The organism is Pontibacter populi (assembly GCF_040278685.1).
In the GTDB taxonomy this organism is placed as follows: domain Bacteria; phylum Bacteroidota; class Bacteroidia; order Cytophagales; family Hymenobacteraceae; genus Pontibacter; species Pontibacter populi.
Genome location: NZ_JBEOKT010000018.1, coordinates 47,219 through 68,868 on the forward strand (window position 1 = coordinate 47,219; position 21,650 = coordinate 68,868).

A 21,650-nucleotide genomic window follows, 5' to 3' on the forward strand; every position below is an offset into this window, starting at 1 on the left:
TTGTCATCCTGAGCGAAGTCGAAGGATCTTATATGTCCTATAGTTGTAAACCCTACTTCCGCACCAAGCTATAGTTTCAAACCACTCTTCATCCTGGGAGCTTTACTTACCTATTGTTTTATAGTTGGCTTGGCTCCCTCACGGCCGGGAGGCCCCGTCTTCGGGCATCGCGCCTTTGATTTGAAGCTACCCTCGTGCCTCGGGTTGCCTGCGGCACCGCAACAAATCAAAGGCGCTCAACCCAAAGACTGAGATATTTCTCATAGCAATTCTATAGTATAATTTGAACGATAAGCATCGACATTTATCGTGGTCGTAGTTCCGTAGGGACAGGTCGCGACCTGTCCGCTCGACAGGCTTGTACTATGAAACTATAACCCCAACTATAGCAAAGTCAGAGAGTCCCCCTTAGAAGGGGGCGAAGGGGGATGTTAAACTGTACCAGATCGCTCACCCTGTTCGAGATGACAAAATAAAAAGCAGAAAGCTCCCCGCCTTGGACTTCCGAGAAGCGATTTCGAAGGTAGCGAGCGTAGCTCTGAGGGGCTGGGGGTGGTTGGATATTGTTGACTATAGAACTATAGCCAAAGCTACTGCAATTCCTGTCCCTGTCGGGCCAGTTGAGTCGGGAGACTCAACACCATGGTTAGACACGGGTCACAGACCCGCGCCAGCATATTGAACTATAAAACAAAAGCACGAACTATAACAGCCCGTGCTTTTGCCTGGAAACAACTATTTGAGTTATAGTTGCTATTGATTTCCGTTATCCTTGTTCTTCTTTTTAGATTTGTGCTTTACCACTTTGGCATCCTGGTAAAAGATAATCTCCTCGGCTATATTAGTGATCTGGTCGCCTACACGTTCTACCTTTTTGATTATAGAAAGTAGTGCAAGGCCTTCCAGAATACTATCAGGGTTATTGCGCATGAATTCTGCAATGATCGAGTCTGATTTGCGATAGATCTTGTTCAGCATTTTATCGCGTTTAATGATGGCTCGTGCATGGTCCGTATCGTTTGCTTTATAGGCCGTGCGGCAATCATGAAACATAGACAGTGCTTCGTCGAACATAGCCACTGCTTTCGTTATTTCTAACATTTCGGGGCTAAACGGAATATTCCTGTTCTGCACATACATCGAAATACCTTCTGCCGTGTCGCCGATGCGCTCCAGGTTAGCGTTAATTTTAAGGGTAGCCAATACCAGACGGAGATCCACGGCAACCGGAGTGTAAAGCGCCAGCAGATTTTCGCACATGCGGTCTATCTTCACATCAAAGTTATTAACCTTTTTGCCAAGCTTTAATACTTTGCCGGCTAGTTCATGGTCGGCGGTTAACATGGCTTCGCGGCCGCTCTGCAGCTGGTACTCCACCAGGTCCCACATCTCCATCAACTTAACTCTCAGGTCACTAAGTTCAACATCTATATGGTTCATCATTTAGTCTCTTGTTTTATTAATAACTATAACACGCTCGCTGTAAACTATAAGAACTCAACCAAAACGGCCTGTAATATAGTTCTGGGTACGCTCGTGCTTCGGGCTGGTAAACATGGTCTTGGTCTTCGAGAACTCGATCAGCTCGCCCATGTAAAAGAACGCTGTCTGGTCGCTTACACGGCCTGCCTGCTGCATGTTGTGCGTAACTATAACTATCGTGTAATCTTTCTTCAGTTCGTAGATCAGCTCTTCAATTTTAGCTGTAGAGATCGGGTCCAGGGCTGAAGTTGGCTCATCCATCAGGATAACCGAAGGCGAAATAGCGAGGGCGCGAGCAATGCAAAGGCGCTGCTGCTGGCCACCTGAAAGTGCCAGAGCCGATTTATCCAGCTTATCCTTCACCTCATCCCAAAGGGCCGTTTTGCGAAGCGAGGTTTCAGCGGTTTCGGTCAGAATCTTTTTATCCTTGATACCCTGTATCTTAAGACCGTAAACTACATTCTCGAAAACGGTTTTCGGAAAAGGGTTTGGCTTCTGAAAAACCATGCCTACTTCTTTACGAAGCTCATCCACACGAACTTCTTTCGTGTAAATATCATTACCATCCAGCAAAATATCGCCTTCTATTCTAAAACCATCTATGTAGTCGTTCATGCGGTTAAGGGTGCGCAAAAACGTAGACTTACCACAGCCCGACGGACCGATAAAAGCTGTAACCGCTTTCTCTTCCATGGCTATGTTAATGTCTTTAAGGGCTTGGAAGCTGCCATAAAAGGCGTTGAGATTCCTGGCTTCCAGTTTATAGTTTTTCTTACTCATGGTTATGTTACCACTTTACACGTTTCTGCCACTTGTTGCGCAAGTATACGGCAATACCGTTAAGTATAAATGTAATTAAAAGTAATATAATAATTGCTGCTGCGGCATTTACTAAAAAGTCTGCCTGTGGTCTGGATGTCCAGTTAAAGATCTGGATCGGGAGCACGGTAAACTCATCGGTTGGCGAGGTTGGTACAAACGGTACGTAAGCCAGTGCCCCGATTACGATAAGCGGAGCCGCCTCACCCACAGCTCTCGAAAGGGAAAGAATAATCCCTGTCATGATACCGCCAAACGAAGCCGGTAAAACCTGGTTCCAGGTGGTTTGCCATTTAGAGGCACCCAGTGCATACGATGCATCCCGGATACTGCGCGGCACCGCTTTAATTGCTTCGCGGGTTGTAACTATAATAATAGGTAAGATCAGCAACGAAAGCGTAAGCGCTCCGGCAAGTAAGCTTCCGCCAAGGCCCATAACTCTCCCGAACATCTCCATGCCCAGCAAACCATAGATAATAGAAGGTACACCGGCAAGGTTGGCAATGTTGATCTCCAGGAAGTTAGCCATTTTTGTTCGCTTGCTGTATTCTTCCAGGTAGACACCGGCGGCAATGCCCAGCGGGAAAGCGATAACAGAAGTTAATATCAGTATCCAGAGTGTACCGACCCATGCTGTATAAATACCGGCGCGGCTCGCTCTGCGCGATGGTAAGCTGGTCAGGAAATCCCAGTCTATCCTGGAAGCGCCTTCCATAATAATGTCGATCAGGAAGATAGCAAGTACCACCAGGCCAATAAAGGTGCAGAATACACCAAACACCTGGAAAGCTTTATCTTTCAGCCTGTTTTTTTCTCCGTTAGTCATATTTTTCCTGGTATTTCTTTTTGATCCAGAAGCTTAGGTTGTTCAGCGCGAACGTGAAAATGAACAGCGTGATACCTGCCGCGAAAATAGTTCGGTATTCCAGTGAGCCGTGTGGCACATCGCCTAAACTAACCTGTACAATGTAAGTGGTTATAGTTTCGATGGGCACCAACGGGTTGGCTGTAAGGCGTGGCTGCTGACCGGCGGCAATGGCAACAAGCATAGTTTCGCCGACAGCCCTGGAAATAGCCAATATTACCGACACCACTATACCAGACGAAGCAGCAGGGACCATAACACCAAAAGCAGTCTGTAACCTTGTTGAGCCCATGCCATAAGCAGCTTCGCGAAGGGAACGTGGCACAGCACTGATGGCATCCTCACTCAGCGACGAGATCATTGGGATGATCATGATACCCATAACGATACCAGCTGAAAGCGCATTGAAACCTGCCAGCGTTGGAATGATACCTTGTAGGAATGGCGTAACCACCGTAAGCGCGAAGAAACCATAAACAACCGTAGGTATAGTTGCTAGTATCTCCAGCAATGGTTTTACAGTCTGTTTAAAACGGGCTGGTGCGTACTCGTTCAGGTAGATAGCTATAGTTAAGCCAATAGGCAAGGCAACGGCAATAGCAATGGCAGTAGTAAGTAAGGTGCCCGCTACCAGAGGCATTATGCCAAAGTGCTTTTCTGCAAACAATGGCGTCCACTCATCATCTGTCAGGAAATCAACTATAGATACTTCAGAGAAAAACCTTACAGATTCTGAAAGCAGAACCCATATTATGGCTGCTGTAATTAGTATGGTTATCACAGCGGATAACCAGAGCAGGCCTTCAATAATTCGCTCTTGTATTCTCAAGGGAAATATTTTTACACACCAAATGCGGTTACCCGAAGGAACCGCATTCAGCATTGATGTTACTATTACTTTTTAGCAGTGCCCGAAGAAAACTCCTTGAATTTAGCTTTCTGTGCTTCATACTGTTCGGCAGGCATTGGTATATAACCAACTTCTTCGCTCAGCGCACCGGCGTTATCCAGGTAATAGTTCACGAACTCAACTACTTCAGGGCGTGCTGTTGCCTTAGAGTTTACATAAATAAACAGCGGACGAGATAGCGGAGCGTAAGTACCATCTTTTACAGTCTCGACACTTGGCAGAATAGCGCCTTTGCCGTTTGCATCGTTCTCGTCGTTTACGGGTACAGCTTTTAGTTTACCTTTGTTCTCTTCGTAGTAAGCATATCCAAAAAAACCAAGTGCCAGTGGGTCTGTTGATACGCCTTGTACCAATACGTTATCATCCTCGCTGGCTGTATAGTCGCCGCGGCTGGAGTGGCTTTCGCCAACTATAGCTTCTGTAAAGTAATCGTATGTGCCAGACTCAACGCCCGCGCCATATAAGTGTATTTCTTTATCAGGCCATTCCGGGCGTATCTGGTTCCACTTTTTAATTGTGCCTTGTGCAGCTGGCTCCCATATTTTTTTAAGTTCAGCTACAGTTATATCTTTTACCCAGTCGTTCTCAGGGTGCACTACTACTGTAAGTCCGTCGAAAGCAACCGGCAACTCAATATAACTGATGCCATTTTCTTTCGCCACTTCTGATTCTGATTCTTTTATAGAACGAGACGCATTGGTGATGTCTATTTCGCCACGAGAGAATTTCTTAAAGCCGCCGCCGCTGCCAGATACACCAACAGTTACTCTTACATCCGGGGCTTCTGCTCTGAATTCTTCTGCTACCGCTTCCGTAATCGGGTAAACCGTAGAAGAACCATCTATCTGTATATCACCGGTAAGGTCAGATGCTGCGCCTTCTTCGGTGTTGCTGTTGCCACCGCAAGAGGCTAAAAGTAAGCTTCCGCCTAACAATATAGCCAGGTTCAGTTTTGTGTAAGTAAGCCTAAAATTTGACATAAGCTTTTTGTTTTTTAGTAAGGTTTATAATTTCTTGAGATAAACTTCAATTGACTCTCTGAGGTTACTTTAATTCAAAAATATGTAAATCAGAGTGTTATAGTTGTTGCGTGTTAAGTGCCTGATCAGGAGTGCAAATAGACAGACTATGTACGACACTAAGAACAGGTAAGCGTTAAGTAATTGTTAACTTTTGATTACAATGCCAGCTCCATCTGCAAACGGAACTGATAGTTGTCATCGCGGCCATCTCTTTTTTGAAGCGTAACATCGCCCTGTACTTTCAGGCTATGGCCAACTATAAATTTATTGATGCCAAGGGTATACTGTTTCTCTGGGGTTAAGCCAGTTACTTTTGTTGGATCATAACTAGTGTAACGACCTGCAACTTCCCAGTTAGTCGGAAACAGGTAACCTGCCTGCAGGTTCAGGGCCTCGCCGGTTACAAAGGTCTCTTCTACGTCACCGGTATCATCTGTTAAAACAACTGGTCCGTCTGGCGCTTTTTTGTTGGCATATTCGCCCATAGCCGAGAAGCCTTTGTATTTAAACATGGCATCTACAAACACAGTACGCAGGTCGCGCTGCTGGCTCAGGAAATCGCCTAACTGGCCTTGCGCTCTTGTGGCGTCATCGTTGTAATCGTAGGTGGCTGCTAAGGCCAATTTTGGAGTTTGCTCGCGGGCCAGGTCGCTGCCTACATAATCACCATCTCCTGCAAACGTACCGAAAGGCAGAATCTCGAAACGGCCTGTATAGTCGTAGCCACCGGTGTTATTTATTGTAATGTCACGGCCTTCGCCCATGCTTACTGATCCGATCTCGCGCAGCACTACATTGCCAACAGTATGCTCATGGTGTAACTGCAAACCTGCATCGCGGTCTATGTTAAAGCGTGAGTTTAGCAAGCTGCGGTCTACGAACTGCATTTTTTGAGAAGATACAACGCGTTCGCGGTTGCCAGGTAGTTTGGTCTGGCCAACATATAAAGACAGGCCTGGCAACATCTCCCATTTAGCAACGGCATCAAGTATTATGTTATCGGCATTATTGGTCTGGTCCGGAGTGTCGTTACCGATGTCGCTGTTGCTTAGGCCAAGCTCAATTTTATATTCCAGTTTAGGAGAGTATGCAAAACCTTCAAATTTCAGGCGGGCCCTGCGGATCAGGAATCTGTCGTCCCAGTTATTGGTGACTGTGTTCTCGCTACCCTGGTAAAGTACCTGGAAGCGGGTGCTGAATTTTAAGCTGAAAGAAGAGTCGGCGGCTACAAACTGCAGACCTTTTCCGAATTTAGAGTTATTTATAGTTTGTGCATTTGCGCTACTGATAGCGGTAACTATAAATGTGCTTAGCAAAAATAAAATGCTACGGAAATTGTTGGTCACGGTACTTTGGTTTAAGGTGAGAATTAATCCTGGGGTCGTGAAACTATAAAATATAAAAGCATAGCCCAAAGACTATATTTAGATTTTAGATACTCAACAGAAGCAGTTAGTCAGACAGCTTTAATTGATGTTTTAAAATCACAGTGCAAAATAACGCACTCATTATTACTCCAAGGTTATCCCAATGTTATATTAATGTTAAGTATTATCAGCTGTTGCATTACGTAACCGCGTGGATTTCGCATTTAATAAGCAGTAACTATTTTGCCAGGCTTTGCTTTCGGGTATTCACTTAACCTACTCTTAACACTGTTTTAACCATCGCTTAACACCACCCTGTAAACCTTAACGGTAACATAAACTATAGTTAAACTTCAGGTAAAACGACCTCTCTACTTTTGCAGCGAGACTAAACAACAGTACATCGCTATGAAGTTATTACTTACAATTCTCACCATTCTATTAACTATAGGTTCGGCCTTTGCACAGCAAGGCACTTTAACCGGAAAGGTAACTGACAAAGCTACCGGTGAAGCTGTGATAGGTGCAGTCGTGTTTATAAAAGGCACAGCCAAAGGTACCAGCACCGATTACGAAGGCAACTATAGTTTAGCGCTGGAGCCCGGCACACATACCGTATCAGTTACTTTTCTTTCTTATAAGCCATCTGAGAACACAGGTATAAAAATAAGCGCAGGGCAGCCAACTATACTTAATATACAGCTCGAAGATAACAGCACCGAGCTAAACGTGGTAGAAGTTGTGGCCACCCGCCAGACCAATACTGATCTGGCCTTGATACAGGACCTGAAGCAAAGTGAAATTGTTGTAAGCGGTGTATCAGGCGAGCAGATAGCCAAGTCGCTGGACAGGGATGCTGCAGCAGTGGTACGACGCATACCGGGCGTAACCGTGATGAACGATAAGTACATTATGATACGCGGCCTGAGCGAGCGCTACAATACGGTTATGCTGAACGGCGCCCTTACCCCAAGCACAGAGCCGGATTCCAGGGCTTTCTCTTTCGACATACTTCCTACCAGCGTGTTAGACAGGATCCTGGTGTTTAAATCGGGTTCGCCGGAATTGCCTGGCGAGTTTGGCGGAGGTGTTATTAAAGTTTACACCAAAAACTTTGCTACTGAAAACACGACCAGCTTTGGCGTAACTGGCGGCTACCGCAGCGGCACCACTTTTAAAACTATAAATACACAGCAAGGCAGCAATACAGATTTTCTGGGGTTTGATAATAATACAAGAGCGCTGCCTGGTTCTTTCCCCTCGCACTTGAATAATGTTAGTAGCGAAAGTTTAATAACCTCAGCCAAACAACTAAAGAATGACTGGGCATCTAACACCAAAACAGCTGCACCGGATCTGCGCCTTTCGTTTGGCCTGACACGCCGCTTCTTTATAGGCGATACCGAAGCCAGCAACCTCACAGCTTTAAGTTACAGCAATAACAGCCAGCTGCAAACCGTAAACCGCTACCGCTACACTTACAACGAAGCACAGCAGAAAACCAACCTGATAGAGTATAGTTACAACGACACCGAGTCAAGCCAGAATGTACGTGTAGGTCTGATCAGTAACTGGGCTTTCAGACTGAATAATAGTAATAAGATTGAGTTCAGGAACCTGTTTAACCAGATGGGGCAGTCGCAGGTAATAGCCCGTATGGGACAGGAAGTGCAGGGTAAAGATGTGGATATACAAAACTATGCGCAGCGCTACGAAAGCAGAACAGTTTACTCGGGCCAGTTGCAGGGCACACACGATGCCGCCGATGAACGCACCACCTATACCTGGACAGCAGGCTACAACTATAGTAACCGAAACGAACCAAGCTACAAGCGCATTAGGTCGCAGCGTAACATTGGCAGCAATGAACCTTTCCGTTGGGTAATTCCGCAATACTCCGCCACTACGTTTGATGCCGGCCGTTTTGATTCGGAGATGCAGGAGAACACTGTGCTGGCCGCCGGGCAAATTGAGCGCAGGTTTGCAACCAAAGACTCAGTTTCAGAAAATCAGCCGAAACTAAGAGCAGGGTTTTATGCCGAGAACAAGAACCGTAATTTTGATGCACGCTGGATGTCTTATATAACTGCTGATCCAAGCCAGTTTAACGATGATCTGCTGATCTTGCCGTTAGGCGCACTTTTCAGACCGGAGAACATTAGCACCAGCGGCTTCAGCCTTGCAGAAGGTACTAACCCAACTGACAGATACGATGCATCAAGTTTGCTGATAGCCGGTTATGTTGGTGGTAACCTGCCAGTAAATAATAAGCTGAATATCTCAGGCGGACTGCGTGTAGAGTTTAACGAGCAGCAACTCAGCACCTCGAAATATGGTGGCGGAAAACTGGAAGTAAGCAACCCGATCACAAGTATACTGCCATCGCTTAACACAACTTATAATTTCACGGAAAAAGCCTTGTTACGTGGTGGTTATAGTATAAGCGTTAACCGCCCGGAGTTTAGAGAGCTGGCCCCTTTCACTTACTATGATTTTCAGTTGAATGCCGAGATAAAAGGGAACGAGAACCTGAAGACCGCAACCATACACAACACCGATCTCCGCTTCGAGTTTTACCCGAACCCAACAGAGATATTATCGGTGGGTGTGTTCTACAAGTACTTCAAAAACCCGATCGAGATCTATAGTATGCCGGCCTCTGGTAACCCGATTTACCAGCCTAAAAATGCAAGCCATGCGCAGAGCTATGGTATCGAAACGGAAGTCAGAAAATCATTCCTAAACCTGTCGGACCGCAGCCTGATACAGAACATGAGCCTGGTACTGAATGCTTCGCTTATAGAAAGTAAAGTAGATCTGGGAGCAGAGTCTGAAGGACAGGAACGAAACAGGGCCATGTATGGGCAGTCGCCTTTTATAGTGAATGCCGGCTTATACTATAACGATGAAGTACGCAACCTGCAGGTGAACATGCTCTACAACGTAATTGGCAAGCGCATTTTTACGGTAGGCGATGACCAGGCTCCAACGGTTTACGAAATGCCACGCAACGTACTTGATCTGTCAGTAACAAAGGGCATAGGCAAGCACTTCGAACTGAAAGCCGGTATCCAGGACATCCTGAACCAGAAAGTAAACCTGATGCAGGACTCCAACCGCGATACCAAGATCAACTCCCAGGATGACGATTTTACCAACTATAAACGCGGCAGCTATACTACGCTAGGCATCAACTATAAATTCTAAAAAACATCATAACCAACCCAATAACCTTTTAACCTAAATTTTATTAACGATGAAAAAAGTAAGCACATTGTTACTGCTCGCCTTATTAGGGGTAGCCACAGTTTCTTGTAAAGAAGACGGCGACGATACAGTTACGCCTATCGAGCAGAACAAAGAAGTAGTAGAACTGAGCGGAAATATCACGTCTGATATGACGCTGAAAGCAGATAAGAAATACCTGTTAACCGGCTTTGTTTACGTGCAGGCTCCTGCCAAATTAACTATAGAACCAGGCACTATTATTAAAGGCGACAAAACAACAAAAGGCTCGCTTATAGTGGAGCGCGGGGCACAGATCATTGCCCGTGGTACAGCTGACAAACCGATCGTGTTCACTTCTAACCAGCCAAAAGGTTCGCGTAAAGCCGGCGACTGGGGTGGCCTTATTATACTCGGTAAGGCTCCTGTAAACCTGGGTAGCACAGCTGCTATTGAAGGGGGCGTAGACAGGCAATATGGTGGCGACAAATCAGCTGACAACTCAGGTGTACTGAAGTATGTGCGTGTAGAGTTTGCAGGTATCGCTTTCCAGCCGGATAACGAGATAAATGGAATTACATTTGGTGGTGTAGGTAGCGGCACTGAGATCGATTATGTACAGGTATCTTTTGGCGGTGATGATGCCTTTGAGTGGTTTGGCGGTACAACAAACGCGAAACACCTGATCGCTTACAAAACCGTAGACGATATGTTTGACACGGACAACGGCTACTCCGGAACTATACAGTTTGCATTAGGTATCAGCGATCCGAACATAGCAGACGTTTCGAAATCGAATGGTTTTGAATCGGATAACAACAAGGCCGGCGACACTGCCACACCAAACACAAGAGCAAAGTTCTCAAACGTTAGCTTATTCGGCCCGTTGGCTACTGCAAGCACTACTGCAGACTCAAACTATGGCAGCGGCATCCACTTTAAAAAGAACACCAAAATATCGGTTTATAACTCTGTGATTGCAGGCTGGCCAACAGGTATTTACCTGGATGGTTCGGCTGTAGAAGGTGGTGCGGCAAACAACGAACTTAACTTTAAGAACAATTATGTTGTAGCCGCCACTACACCACTAAAAGTAGTATCAGGCAGCACATTCGATGTACAGAACTGGTTTACCACGAATGCCAACATGCAGAAAGCTTCCAACGCTGATGTTAAAATCGAAGGTTCTTACAGACAGTCTGGCGCTCCGGCCTTGCTTCCGGGTTCAGGTTCTGAGTTGTTAAGCGGTGCGTCGTTCAGTAACCTGACTGGTTTTGAACAGGTGCAGTTTGTAGGTGCTTTTGGTGCTAATGACTGGACAGCAGGCTGGGCTAACTTCGACCCGCAGAACACAGATTACTAATTTCCCTCCTAAATTCTGGTTGCCTTGCATAGGTGAGATTCTGCATTGCAACTGGCAGCGGCACGGCTTAGTCTCCCGTCCGCACGAAACCCGCCGCTCCAGGTGGGTTTCTTTTTTTGTGGTAGGTTTTAGCTTATTTCGAATAATAGGGGAAGGGGTTTGTGCTATAAGAAAATTCCCTCCTTGAGGAGGGTAGGGAGGTGTTTTATAGTTGGTGTTTAACATCCCCCTTCGCCCCCTTCAAAGGGGGACTTTCGGCCTTTGCTATAGTTGAGGTTATAGTTTCATCGTTACAGCCTGTCCCTATAAAATGGCGTTGAAGAGACGCAATACTTTGCGTCTTGTTTCAGGTTATAAGGACTTTAACTATAGAATTCAGATTTCTCACGTTGTTCGAAATGACAAATAGAGAAACTATAGAACATTAGCTAAGCTCCTTCCCCTGTTTTTAGGGGAAGGTTGGGAAGGGGTAAATTCAGCAACTATAGGACAATTAAGATCCCTCGGCTTCGCTCGGAATGACGACTAAGGAATGACATCTAATGCTTAACTGATCGGAACCTTACGTAGAATCGCTTCAATAAAATCCTTTGTCTTGATGCCATCCGCTTCTGCTTCATAGTTCAGAATGATACGGTGGTTCATAACGTCGTGCGCTACTTCCTTGATATCCTCCGGCAATACATAATCGCGTTCGTCAAAATAAGCGACGGCACGTGCGGCACGGTTTAAAGCGATGCTGGCTCTAGGCGATACACCGAACTGTATGTAAGGGGCAAACTCGTTCAGGTCATATTCGGCAGGGCGTCGCGTGGCAAACACCAGTTCTATAATGTAGCGCTCCAGTGTTTCGGAAAGCTGCACCTGATTTATCTCGTCCCGGATATGGAAGATGTCTTCTTTGGAAAGGATCGTGTTGATTGTGTCGTTGAAAGACATGTTCGCCATGCGGCGCATGATCTCCAGTTCATCAGACTTTTTAGGGTAGTCAATATACACTTTCATCATGAAACGGTCTACCTGGGCTTCGGGCAATGGGTAAGTACCTTCGTGCTCTACAGGGTTCTGGGTGGCCAGTACCAGGAAGGGGAGGTCGAGCATGTAGGTTGTTTCACCTATCGTTACCTGTTTTTCCTGCATCGCCTCCAGCAGCGCCGACTGTACTTTGGCGGGAGAGCGGTTCACTTCGTCTGCCAGGATCAGGTTAGCGAAAATAGGGCCTTTCTTTACTTCAAAAACGGATGCGTTCTGGTTATAGATCATCGTACCGATAAGGTCGGATGGCAGCAGATCGGGAGTGAACTGAATACGCTGGAAATCGAGGCGGAGCGCTTTGGAAAGAGAGTTTATAGTTAGGGTTTTAGCCAGACCCGGAACACCCTCCAGCAGAATATGACCGCCGGTAAATAAGCCGATCAGCAGGCGGTTTACCATGTAAGATTGTCCTACCACCACTTTACCAACTTCACTGAAAACCTGCTTTATCTTTTGCTGGTTAGCCTTTACTCTGTCCTCGTATGCAATTTCTTCTACTGGCATAAAACTCATGGGTTCTGAAAAAACGACTCCAATATAGCTATATTACCGCATTTCTGCTAGGCTATTGTCTTGTACTTGCACCGGCACAATGTAATTAACTATACAGATTGCCTGCTTTATAACATTAAAACTATAGTTCTGGTATAGTATGCAGGCGTACATTTTACTTGCATAAATCTTAACCAAACGCAGTTCATGCAGCATATTTTCTCTACCGACCTTACCTCCGGCTTGTACACCGATATGTACCAGTTGTCGATGGCACACTCGCATTTTAACTATAACCGGCAGAACGAACAGGTGGTTTTCGATTACTTTTTCAGGAAACAGCCTTATAGTGGGGGCTTTACCATTTTATCGGGTTTAGGAGAGTTGCTGCCTTTGCTGCAGGAGTTTAAGTTTAGCGACAGAGATATCGACTGGCTGCATAAAAACGGGTTTAGATCTGATTTTCTGGATTTTTTGTATGGGTTCAGGTTTAAAGGTACCGTGCATAGTATGCGCGAAGGCGAGATCGTTTTTCCGCAGGAGCCTTTGGTGCGCGTGCAGGGCAACATAGTAGAAGCGCAACTGGCCGAAACGGTGCTGCTAAATTACCTCAATTTTCAATCGTTAGTAGCTACCAAGGCGGCGCGTATAAAACTGGTGGCACGCGGTGCGGCACTTAGCGAATTTGGTTTGCGTCGTGCTCAGGGACTGGGCGGAATGTTTGCCAGCAGGGCAGCATTTACGGGTGGTTTTACAAGTACTTCAAACGTACTGGCAGCCAGTATTTACGATATGCCGGCCGTCGGAACGATGGCGCATGCTTACATACAGAGCTATGATGATGAACTAGAAGCTTTCAGAAGTTTTGCCAACGTAAACCCCGAAGGCTGTGTGTTGCTGGTTGATACCTACGATACCCTGAAAATTGGTGTGCCCAACGCTATTACGGTTGCCAAAGAAATGGAGCAGAAAGGCCACAAGCTGATGGGTATACGCCTGGATAGCGGCGACCTGGCTTACCTGTCGAAGCAGGCACGGCAGATGCTGGATGCTGCAGGCCTGAACTATGTAAAAATTGTAGCCTCTAACCAACTTGATGAGCACATTATTAAAAGCTTGTTTGAGCAGGGGGCCCCGATCGATATTTTTGGGGTGGGTACCAACCTGGCAACCGGCAAACCCGATGCAGCCCTGGATGGCGTATACAAACTGAGCATGGCCAATGGCGAACCACGTCTGAAATTATCTGAGAACATCAAGAAAACAACCTTGCCCGGGCTAAAGCAAGTGTACCGATACTCCGACGATAAAGGGAGTTTTGTAGCCGATGCCGTGGCCCTCGAAAGCGATGCCGTACCGACAACTATACTCCACCCGTACGAGCCCGATAAAAGCATGTCGCTGGAAGGCTATAGTTCGGAGGCGTTATTGCAGCTGGTTATGCAGAACGGCGAGCCAACAAATGCACCTACGCCGGTTACAGATGTTGCTGCCTACGCTACCGAACGCTTAAGCAAGCTTACAGATGAATATAAACGTTTCGAGAATCCGCATATCTATAAAGTGGGAGTTAGCAAACAGCTTCTAGACCTTAGAACCGAACTCCGCAGCAAGTATAAAAAAGAAAGCCTATAACTATGAAAGCACTGATTATAGTTGATGTACAGCACGATTTTTTGCCGGGTGGCGCACTGGCCGTACCGAATGGCGACGAGATTATTCCGCTGATAAACGAACTGCAGCAATACGTTGACCTGGTGGTTGCTACCCAGGACTGGCATCCGGCCGGGCATAAAAGCTTCGCATCTGCGCACGAAGGCAAAAGCACGTTTGAAACTATAGATTTAGAGGGTTTGGAGCAGGTGCTATGGCCCGACCATTGCGTGCAAGGCACTAGCGGCGCCGAATTCTCGCCGGACCTGCACATGAACCACGTAGAAGCCATCTTCCGGAAGGGTATGGAACCGGACATTGACAGTTATAGTGGTTTTTACGATAATGGCCACCGCAAAGCAACAGGCCTAGGTGCTTACCTGAAGGGTCGCGGCGTAACCGATATCTGGGTTTGCGGCCTCGCCAGCGACTATTGTGTTTACTTTACTGCCTTAGATGCACTGGAACTTGGTTTTAAAACCACGCTGATAGAAGATGCCAGCCGACCAATAGATGACGGAGCCTTCGAGCTAAAAAAAGAACACCTGTTAAGTAAAGGCGGACAAATTGCTCAGGCTAAAAAGATATTGCTGAAAATGTAGTGAGTTATTAAGCCTTGTTCATACCGCCAGTTTGAGCGGCAGCGGTAACTGGTGGTTAGATTTGGAGCCAGTTTTCAACTGGCGAAACTATAGTTTGGGAGCACGCCAGTTACAATCTGGCACCATGCTTAGCCACGGCGAGACGCCACTAAATACCTTACACTCGCGGGACGCGAGCGAAGGCAATAGCCCTCTAAACTATAAAAGCCACTTCCTGTACTGCAAGGAGTGGCTTTTATAGTTAAATCTATAGTTATCTACGACATATAGAACTCGCCTTCGTGGCCATGCGCGCGCTGGTTTTTAAAGCGGGCAATGTCGGTCTGAAGGTTGGTATAAATTTCCTCTATCTCTTCAGACTCAGCTGTAAGCGGTTTTATGTGCTCGCTCAGTAATTTGGCTGCAAGCGGATAAAACTTGGAGTCGTCTGTATTTTTAGCATTTACCCTGAAATTGCTGATCGCGTTTTCAAGCTTTTTAAGCATAGGGTACTGGCCTTTAAATTCCTGCACAGTATCGCGGAGTTTCTCCCGTATCATGAGGTACAAATCTTCCTCAAACGTTATTCCCAGGTCATCATCCTCCTCATCATCGAAATCACTATAGCTGAAATCCTCGTCGAAATCTAAATCGTCTCTCATGGCTAATAATAAAAGTTTTAAAGTTGATAGTACGGGCTAACTTTCTCTTTGTGTCAGATATTACTTAGTTTTTAAGCTAAAGTTTAATTTAATACCAGGTGCCAAAGTGCAAAGTAAATGCATAATTAGCACTTCAGATTATTATTTGCAATACCCACCTGCACCAGACTGAATAAGTTTTTCAGGCACAACTATACGCAACTCATCTACTGCTGTTTGTAAGATGACCGGAGTTAAAAAAAAGCCCATACGTACAGGTATGAGCTTTTTCGGTATTTTTTATAGTTTGGTTACGCAAACTTACGCTCTATCAGGCGCAGCAATTTGTTAACGTGGTCCTGCTTTTTGCTCCAGTCGTATTTGCCAGCAAGGTCGTTGGTTACAAAGTGCGTAGCCTGGTTAGCGTCCGTCATAGCATCCAGCGATTGTATGGCCTGGTAATACGTTAGGTTATCTCCTTCAAACAACTCGTTTATAAAACTGAAACGCTGGTTTATAGAGATCGCATTTTTCAGCGAGTCTATTCGTTGGTTGCTGTGCGAGTCTGCTAAAGACGAAGCTGCCTTTTTAAAGTTCTCGTTAAGCGTGGCCGGGCGTTCGGTCTTAAAGCGTTCGTTCAGGTCAAGTGGTTTTGCGGGTGCCGGCGCTGTTGGTGTAACTATGCTGGCCTCGCGCTGCGCCATATCTATAGGGGCCACTATATCCACTTCCTCAACGGGAGCTGCCGGTGTTGGCTTGGCCTCCGGAGACGGGGCAGGAGCAGCACCAGGGTTGATCAGCTCTTCGGTGCTTAGCGGCAACAGGGCATTAAACTGGCTAACTATAGTTTCGGGTTTGGTGCGCTCGCCCTGGTGGGCATTCAGGTATAGTTTAAAGCGGCTAACAATATAGTCGCGGTCGCGGCTGCTCGATGAAAGTGTCTCGAAAAAGCCTGCAAAAAGCGATTTGTTAAGATCAATGTACTTTAGGTTTTCCTGTAGTTTAGTCAACGTAATCTCTTCCTGCACGCGCAGAAACTTCTCTTCGAGGGTAACAGCAGGAGCAAGCACAACAAGGAATGTATCGTAAATAGCTTTCTGCAATAATGGCTCGAAGGCATCGCGCTTCATCTTTATCTTGCGCGAGAGCACGTTCATAAAGTTCAGAAGCGCCTCTTTTACATCTTCGTTCTCAAAATCAAAGTACGGGCTGCGCAAGTTTGCCATTTCCTGGTTCCACTTCAGCAGCAGTTCTTTGATCACAAAAAGATTAACTTGTTTAACTGGTACAAAATGAAGCAGTTGTGGGCCGTTTATGGTGTCATGCGACGCAAAATGATTATCGCACAACATATTTGCCAGCTCTTTGCTGTAACGCTCAAGGTGTAATTGATTATATTTGTCTTCCATTGGGAGTAGCTTTCTTCTCTGAAGTATAAAGGTAACATGCCGGATTTGATTGTGCAAAACCTGAATCAGCGCCACGTGGCTGTTGACGAAGGTCAGACATTATTTAAGGCCATACAGGCAGCCGGCATAGACTGGATGCATGCCTGCGGAACGAAAGGCCGCTGCACTACCTGCCGCATTATAGTTTTAGATGGTATGGAGCACCTTGGCGAGTTAAGCCCCGCTGAGCAACGCTACCGCAACAACGGCCGCCTGAAAGATAACGAACGCCTTACCTGCCAATGTATGTTACATGGCGGTAATATTACAGGAAAAGTACCTGAGCAGACAAAGCTGCCACACATGAACTATAGTTAAAGAGTTTCTATAGTTAGAAAGTTAAAAAGTTAGAAGGTTAGAAAGGTTTTATAGTTAGAGAGTTTAGGATTTAATGATATTAGGAAGTACAAATCCTGCACTATCTTAAAAATCGCGATTAATTTGTGGTTCAGACCATCAACTAGTTAACCATCCAACAATTTAACAACCACAACCAACAAAAAGCAATCAACTAGTACCATGTTTATAGAACCACGCGTTGGCGGCGCAAGCCATACAGTTAAGAGAGGATGGATAGAAGTGATCTGCGGATCGATGTTTTCGGGAAAGACGGAAGAGCTTATCCGTAGACTGAACCGTGCTCGGATCGCGAAGCAGAACGTAGAGATATTTAAACCAACGGTGGATAAACGCTATCACGACGAAGATGTAGTGTCGCATAACGCCAATGCCATTCGCTCTACACCCATAGATTTTGCCCAGGATATGCTGTTGTTAGGTGGCAGCTGCGATGTGGTTGGGATAGATGAAGCACAGTTTTTTGATGATGGCCTGGCCGAGGTATGCGTAAAACTGGCTAATAGTGGTGTGCGCGTAATTGCCGCCGGCCTGGACATGGACTACCTGGGTAATCCTTTCGGCCCGATGCCTGCGCTTATGGCCGTTGCTGAATACGTAACCAAAGTACATGCTATTTGTGTGCAGTGCGGCGATATTGCAACATACTCCTATAGAAGCGCCGCTTCCGAGCAACAGGTATTGTTAGGCGAAACCGATTCGTATGAGGCCCGCTGCCGCCATTGCTTCCAGGAAGGTCTCAAAAACAAAAAATAAACTATAGCCGATGCGCCTTTACACTGCCATACGTTTGCTGTTACTGCTTTTTGGGGTGGTGCAGGCGTTTGTAAGTATGGCGCAGGTGCCGGTAGGAGTGTGGCAACTGCACGTGCCCTACCGCCAGGGCAAAGCCGTAACTATAGCCGGCGATAAGGTTTACGTTGTAGCAGAGCAGGGCCTGTTTTATTACGACAAAGAATTTAACGCTACCAAAGCCATTACCAAAGCCGACGGCCTGCGCGAGCAACAGATCAGTGCTATTGGGTATGATAAACCCAGCCAAACCCTTGTGCTTGCCTACAACAACACCTATGTCGATCTGCTGAAAGGAAACACCTTTCACACCATCAGCGATATTTTCCGGAAGAACCTGCCCGGCGAGAAGAAGATAAACCACATCTATACTTTCAACCACACTGCTTACCTGGCTACAACGTTTGGCGTTGTTGTGTTGAATATCACCAAAAAAGAGATCCGCGACACCTACAGCAACCTTGGCCCGAACGGCGAACAGCTAAATATACTGACATCAACTATACACAACGGCAACCTTTACCTGGCAACCAGCATTGGTGTTATAGTTGGCAAACTTAACGGCCCTAACCTGCAGGACTTCCGGAACTGGCAACGTGTAAGCAATGGTCTGCCGCAAACTATAACTTCTATTGCTACTTTTAATGATGCCGTTTATGCAGGCACAACATCCGGGCTTTACAGATTAGATGGAGCAATCTGGCAAGCTACAACTATGGATCAGCCTGTTCAATCGCTTCAGTCAACGACAGACCACCTGACTATAACCGCAACCAGTAAAGTACTGCTGTTAAACAAAAATCAAACTATAACCGAACTGACTGACCCGTTTATACAAGCCCCGAAAGATGCTGTGGTGGATGGAAATGTAGTTTGGGTGGCCGATGCGCGTGCAGGCCTGGTACAGAAAACTATAGTTGGTGGCGCAGCCCAGGTTTTCACACCCAGCGGGCCTTATACTGGAAATGCTTTTAAACTGAAAGCCGAAGCCGGAAAACTCTTTGCCTTAGGCGGTAACTATAACGAGAACTATAATCCGACTGCCAACACAAACGGCTTCAGTGTTTTCGAGAACTATAGTTGGCAGGCTTACAACAGTTTTTTAGATGCCGCCTTCCCTGATGATGTGCAGGATATTGTAGATGGTGTGTATGATGCGGCAACGAATAAACTATACCTGGCATCGCTTAAGAACGGGCTAATAGTCTGGGACGGGAAGAACTATACCAACTATAACAGCAGCAACAGCCCGTTACAAAGCTCGCTCATTAACCCAGCCAATACACCGGTTACAAGTTTAGTTCGCGATGCGGATGGTACTATCTGGCTTGTTAACCCCAGCCGCAGAGCTGTGGTACCGTCAGTTTTTAGTGTTGCTCCGGATGGTGAGATGCGTGGATATGTTTTGCCCGGTATATCGGATGGCACAACTATAGAACAAATCCTGGTTGATGATAACGGCTACAAATGGCTGACTGGCGACAAAGAAAATAACGCAGGTATCATCGTTTTTGATGAAAAACAGCAGCGCGTTAAAAGGTTGGGTGTTGGAACTGGTACTGGTAATTTGCCGGGCGGTGCGGTTTATAGTTTAGCTAAAGATGCGAATGGCGATATCTGGGTTGGTACTAACAAAGGCGTAGCCGTATTTTATAATCCGTTCAGTGTTTTTGAAACCGGAAATTACGAAGCCCATTTACCGATCATAGACAGAAGACCTTTGTTGGACGGGCAGCGTGTGCTGAGCATAGCCATAGATGGTGCTAACCGCAAATGGATGGGTACTGATAAAGGGCTCTGGCTTTTCGGGCCGGATGGCGATGAACTGGTACACCACTTTACAACTATAAACAGCCCGTTGCCATCGAATGTAGTGCATAGCATGGCTGTTGAACATAAAACCGGGAATGTATTTGTGGCTACGGCTGCCGGCATTGCATCGTACCGCGCCGGCGCAACTATAACCGAAGGCACCCCTGACTGCGCTATCGTTTTCCCGAACCCTGTGCGCAAAAGTTTTACGGGCCTGGTAGCTATTTCTAACCTACCCAACAACGCCGAAGTGCACATCACAGATATCAGCGGCACGCTCGTATATAAAACCATAGCCACCGGCGGAACCGCCACCTGGAACGTGCGCGATTATAACGGCGACCGTGCTAAGGCCGGTGTTTACCTGGTGCTTAGTTCCGATGCCGATGGCAAGCAAACCTGTATCTCTAAAATAGCCGTACTGCAGTAAATGCTGATCAAGACAAGGGGCATAGTGCTCAACTTTATGAAGTACCGGGAAACGTCTATTATTGCGCGGGTATATACCGAGCAACTAGGCGTGCAGTCGTATATCGTGAATAGTGTGCGGGCAAAAGGAAAGGGTTCGCGTATTGCACTTTTTCAGCCATTTACCTTGCTCGATATGGTGGTGTACACGTCGCCGAAAGGTGGCTTGACCCGCATTTCAGAATACAAGTGTGCGCATCCCTTTTCCAGCATCCCGTTTGATATCCGCAAGAGCAGTATGCTGCTGTTTCTGTCAGAAGTTGTTTCGAGAACGGTTAAAGAGGAGGAAGAAAACCAATCGCTGTTCCATTTTCTGTACCAGGCTATAGTTGCGTTCGATGAAATGGGAGAGGGGTTTGAGAACTTTCACCTGGTTTTTCTGCTGCAGCTAAGCCACCATTTAGGCTTTGGACCGACATCAGGAAAAGAGATCGTGGAACAGGTGGCTTTTTCGGCGAATGCGCAATCGGCAACAGGGGCGCCTACGGTGCTGGCATTGCAGGCTTACGAAGAATATTTTGACATGCTGCTGCACGATGCCGCACGGGCAACCATACCAAACGGGCGTGTAAGGCGGGAACTACTGGCGGTACTGGTGCGCTACTACCAACTGCATGTCGACAAATTGGGCGAAATAAAATCATTAAGCATACTCTCGGAAGTGCTGGCGGAGTAACCGCTAACTATAAAAATAAGAAAGGGCGACACATCCGTATCGCCCTTTCTTATTTCAGAACTATAGTTAAGCTATTTTTTGCTCAGTACTTCTATATTAAATACAAGAACAGCATTTGGTGGAATAGAACTACTTGGGTCTGGATACGGCCCATAAGCCAGGTGCGACGGAACATATAAGAAACCTTCGCCACCAACACGCATTAACGGTAAGCCCTCTGCCCAACCTTTAATAACACCTTGCTCAGTAAGAGTTGACTCTCTTACAACAAATGTATAAGCTTTGCCTCTGTTGTAAGACGAATCAAAAATTAAGTTATTAATAAAGCGACCAATGTAATGTGCTTCAACTGTATCGTTAAGCTGAATTTCTTCGCCCTCTCCTTCAGTTACTTCCAGGTAGTACAAACCAGACTGCGTGCGTACTACGGCAGTTGTGTCTACATTATTATCACGGAAGTATTTACGGATAGCTTCTTCGTCTTTTACTTTCTGAGCTTCCTCATCAAAAAAGAAACGCTCTGTATCATCTTCGGCGCAGGCTGTAAAAGATAAGATGGTAACTACTAAAAGCAGGGTCTGCAACAGGCCGTTACCTTTACGTAATTTGTTTTTAAGGGTCAGTAAGGTCATAGCTTAACGG

At 46.3% G+C, this 21,650-nt stretch carries 19 protein-coding genes; 9 read left to right on the forward strand and 10 right to left on the reverse strand.

The window, feature by feature from the left end:
* Window positions 1-753: 753 nt before the first annotated feature.
* The 6 genes from phoU to ABS362_RS16265 all read right to left on the reverse strand — a co-directional run bounded on the left by phoU (window position 754) and on the right by ABS362_RS16265 (window position 6,444).
* A complete protein-coding gene (gene phoU, locus ABS362_RS16240) occupies window positions 754-1,443 on the reverse strand; it encodes a phosphate signaling complex protein PhoU (protein ID WP_350413694.1) in 690 nt (229 codons plus the stop codon).
* Between the two features lie 54 nt (window positions 1,444-1,497).
* Window positions 1,498-2,262 carry a phosphate ABC transporter ATP-binding protein PstB gene (pstB, locus tag ABS362_RS16245; protein WP_350413696.1) on the reverse strand — a complete coding sequence of 255 codons (765 nt, stop codon included), beginning with the start codon at window positions 2,260-2,262 and terminating at the stop codon, window positions 1,498-1,500.
* Between the two features lie 7 nt (window positions 2,263-2,269).
* Window positions 2,270-3,127 (reverse strand): phosphate ABC transporter permease PstA, encoded by an 858-nt coding sequence (pstA, locus tag ABS362_RS16250; RefSeq protein ID WP_350413697.1) that lies wholly within the window; start codon window positions 3,125-3,127, stop codon window positions 2,270-2,272.
* Window positions 3,120-3,995, reverse strand: a complete 876-nt coding sequence (gene pstC, locus ABS362_RS16255) for a phosphate ABC transporter permease subunit PstC (RefSeq protein WP_350413698.1) — start codon at window positions 3,993-3,995, stop codon at window positions 3,120-3,122. Before pstC ends, pstA begins: the two co-directional genes overlap by 8 nt.
* A 65-nt stretch (window positions 3,996-4,060) precedes the next feature.
* Window positions 4,061-5,056 (reverse strand): PstS family phosphate ABC transporter substrate-binding protein, encoded by a 996-nt coding sequence (locus ABS362_RS16260; protein ID WP_350413699.1) that lies wholly within the window; start codon window positions 5,054-5,056, stop codon window positions 4,061-4,063.
* Window positions 5,057-5,253: 197 nt separating this feature from the next.
* A complete protein-coding gene (locus tag ABS362_RS16265) occupies window positions 5,254-6,444 on the reverse strand; it encodes a porin (RefSeq protein WP_350413700.1) in 1,191 nt (396 codons plus the stop codon).
* A gap of 429 nt (window positions 6,445-6,873) precedes the next feature.
* Here ABS362_RS16265 and ABS362_RS16270 point away from each other — a divergent pair, with 429 nt between their 5' ends.
* Both ABS362_RS16270 and ABS362_RS16275 read left to right on the forward strand, forming a co-directional pair.
* Window positions 6,874-9,672: a TonB-dependent receptor gene (locus ABS362_RS16270; RefSeq protein WP_350413701.1), complete on the forward strand. Its 2,799-nt coding sequence runs from the start codon at window positions 6,874-6,876 to the stop codon at window positions 9,670-9,672.
* A gap of 49 nt (window positions 9,673-9,721) precedes the next feature.
* On the forward strand, window positions 9,722-11,053 hold the full coding sequence (locus ABS362_RS16275) for a beta-helix domain-containing protein (RefSeq protein ID WP_350413702.1): 1,332 nt from the start codon (window positions 9,722-9,724) through the stop codon (window positions 11,051-11,053).
* A 546-nt stretch (window positions 11,054-11,599) separates the two neighbouring features.
* Here the strand turns inward: ABS362_RS16275 and ABS362_RS16280 are convergent.
* Complete coding sequence (locus ABS362_RS16280; protein ID WP_350413703.1) at window positions 11,600-12,592, reverse strand: AAA family ATPase; 993 nt, start codon at window positions 12,590-12,592, stop codon at window positions 11,600-11,602.
* A gap of 195 nt (window positions 12,593-12,787) precedes the next feature.
* Here ABS362_RS16280 and ABS362_RS16285 point away from each other — a divergent pair, with 195 nt between their 5' ends.
* From ABS362_RS16285 to ABS362_RS16295, 3 genes are all read left to right on the forward strand, one after another.
* Window positions 12,788-14,215 (forward strand): nicotinate phosphoribosyltransferase, encoded by a 1,428-nt coding sequence (locus ABS362_RS16285; protein ID WP_350413704.1) that lies wholly within the window; start codon window positions 12,788-12,790, stop codon window positions 14,213-14,215.
* A gap of 2 nt (window positions 14,216-14,217) precedes the next feature.
* On the forward strand, window positions 14,218-14,835 hold the full coding sequence (gene pncA / locus ABS362_RS16290) for a bifunctional nicotinamidase/pyrazinamidase (protein WP_350413706.1): 618 nt from the start codon (window positions 14,218-14,220) through the stop codon (window positions 14,833-14,835).
* 61 nt (window positions 14,836-14,896) lie between these two features.
* A complete protein-coding gene (locus ABS362_RS16295; RefSeq protein WP_350413707.1) occupies window positions 14,897-15,076 on the forward strand; it encodes a hypothetical protein in 180 nt (59 codons plus the stop codon).
* A 16-nt stretch (window positions 15,077-15,092) separates the two neighbouring features.
* Here ABS362_RS16295 and ABS362_RS16300 read toward each other — a convergent pair whose 3' ends face one another.
* Window positions 15,093-15,476, reverse strand: a complete 384-nt coding sequence (locus ABS362_RS16300) for a hypothetical protein (protein WP_350413708.1) — start codon at window positions 15,474-15,476, stop codon at window positions 15,093-15,095.
* A 290-nt stretch (window positions 15,477-15,766) separates the two neighbouring features.
* The gene (locus ABS362_RS16305) at window positions 15,767-16,864 is read right to left on the reverse strand and encodes a DUF8457 domain-containing protein (RefSeq protein WP_350413710.1); all 1,098 of its coding nucleotides are present in this window, start codon (window positions 16,862-16,864) and stop codon (window positions 15,767-15,769) included.
* A gap of 36 nt (window positions 16,865-16,900) precedes the next feature.
* Between ABS362_RS16305 and ABS362_RS16310 the strand changes: the two genes are divergently transcribed.
* From ABS362_RS16310 to recO, 4 genes are all read left to right on the forward strand, one after another.
* The gene (locus ABS362_RS16310) at window positions 16,901-17,221 is read left to right on the forward strand and encodes a 2Fe-2S iron-sulfur cluster-binding protein (RefSeq protein ID WP_350413711.1); all 321 of its coding nucleotides are present in this window, start codon (window positions 16,901-16,903) and stop codon (window positions 17,219-17,221) included.
* A 201-nt stretch (window positions 17,222-17,422) separates the two neighbouring features.
* Complete coding sequence (locus ABS362_RS16315) at window positions 17,423-18,016, forward strand: thymidine kinase (RefSeq protein WP_350413713.1); 594 nt, start codon at window positions 17,423-17,425, stop codon at window positions 18,014-18,016.
* A gap of 10 nt (window positions 18,017-18,026) precedes the next feature.
* The gene (gene porZ, locus ABS362_RS16320; protein WP_350413715.1) at window positions 18,027-20,294 is read left to right on the forward strand and encodes a type IX secretion system anionic LPS delivery protein PorZ; all 2,268 of its coding nucleotides are present in this window, start codon (window positions 18,027-18,029) and stop codon (window positions 20,292-20,294) included.
* A complete protein-coding gene (gene recO, locus ABS362_RS16325; RefSeq protein ID WP_350413716.1) occupies window positions 20,295-21,008 on the forward strand; it encodes a DNA repair protein RecO in 714 nt (237 codons plus the stop codon). It begins immediately after the preceding gene.
* Between the two features lie 71 nt (window positions 21,009-21,079).
* Here the strand turns inward: recO and ABS362_RS16330 are convergent, their stop codons facing one another.
* The gene (locus ABS362_RS16330; protein WP_350413717.1) at window positions 21,080-21,640 is read right to left on the reverse strand and encodes an FKBP-type peptidyl-prolyl cis-trans isomerase; all 561 of its coding nucleotides are present in this window, start codon (window positions 21,638-21,640) and stop codon (window positions 21,080-21,082) included.
* Window positions 21,641-21,650: the final 10 nt, after the last annotated feature.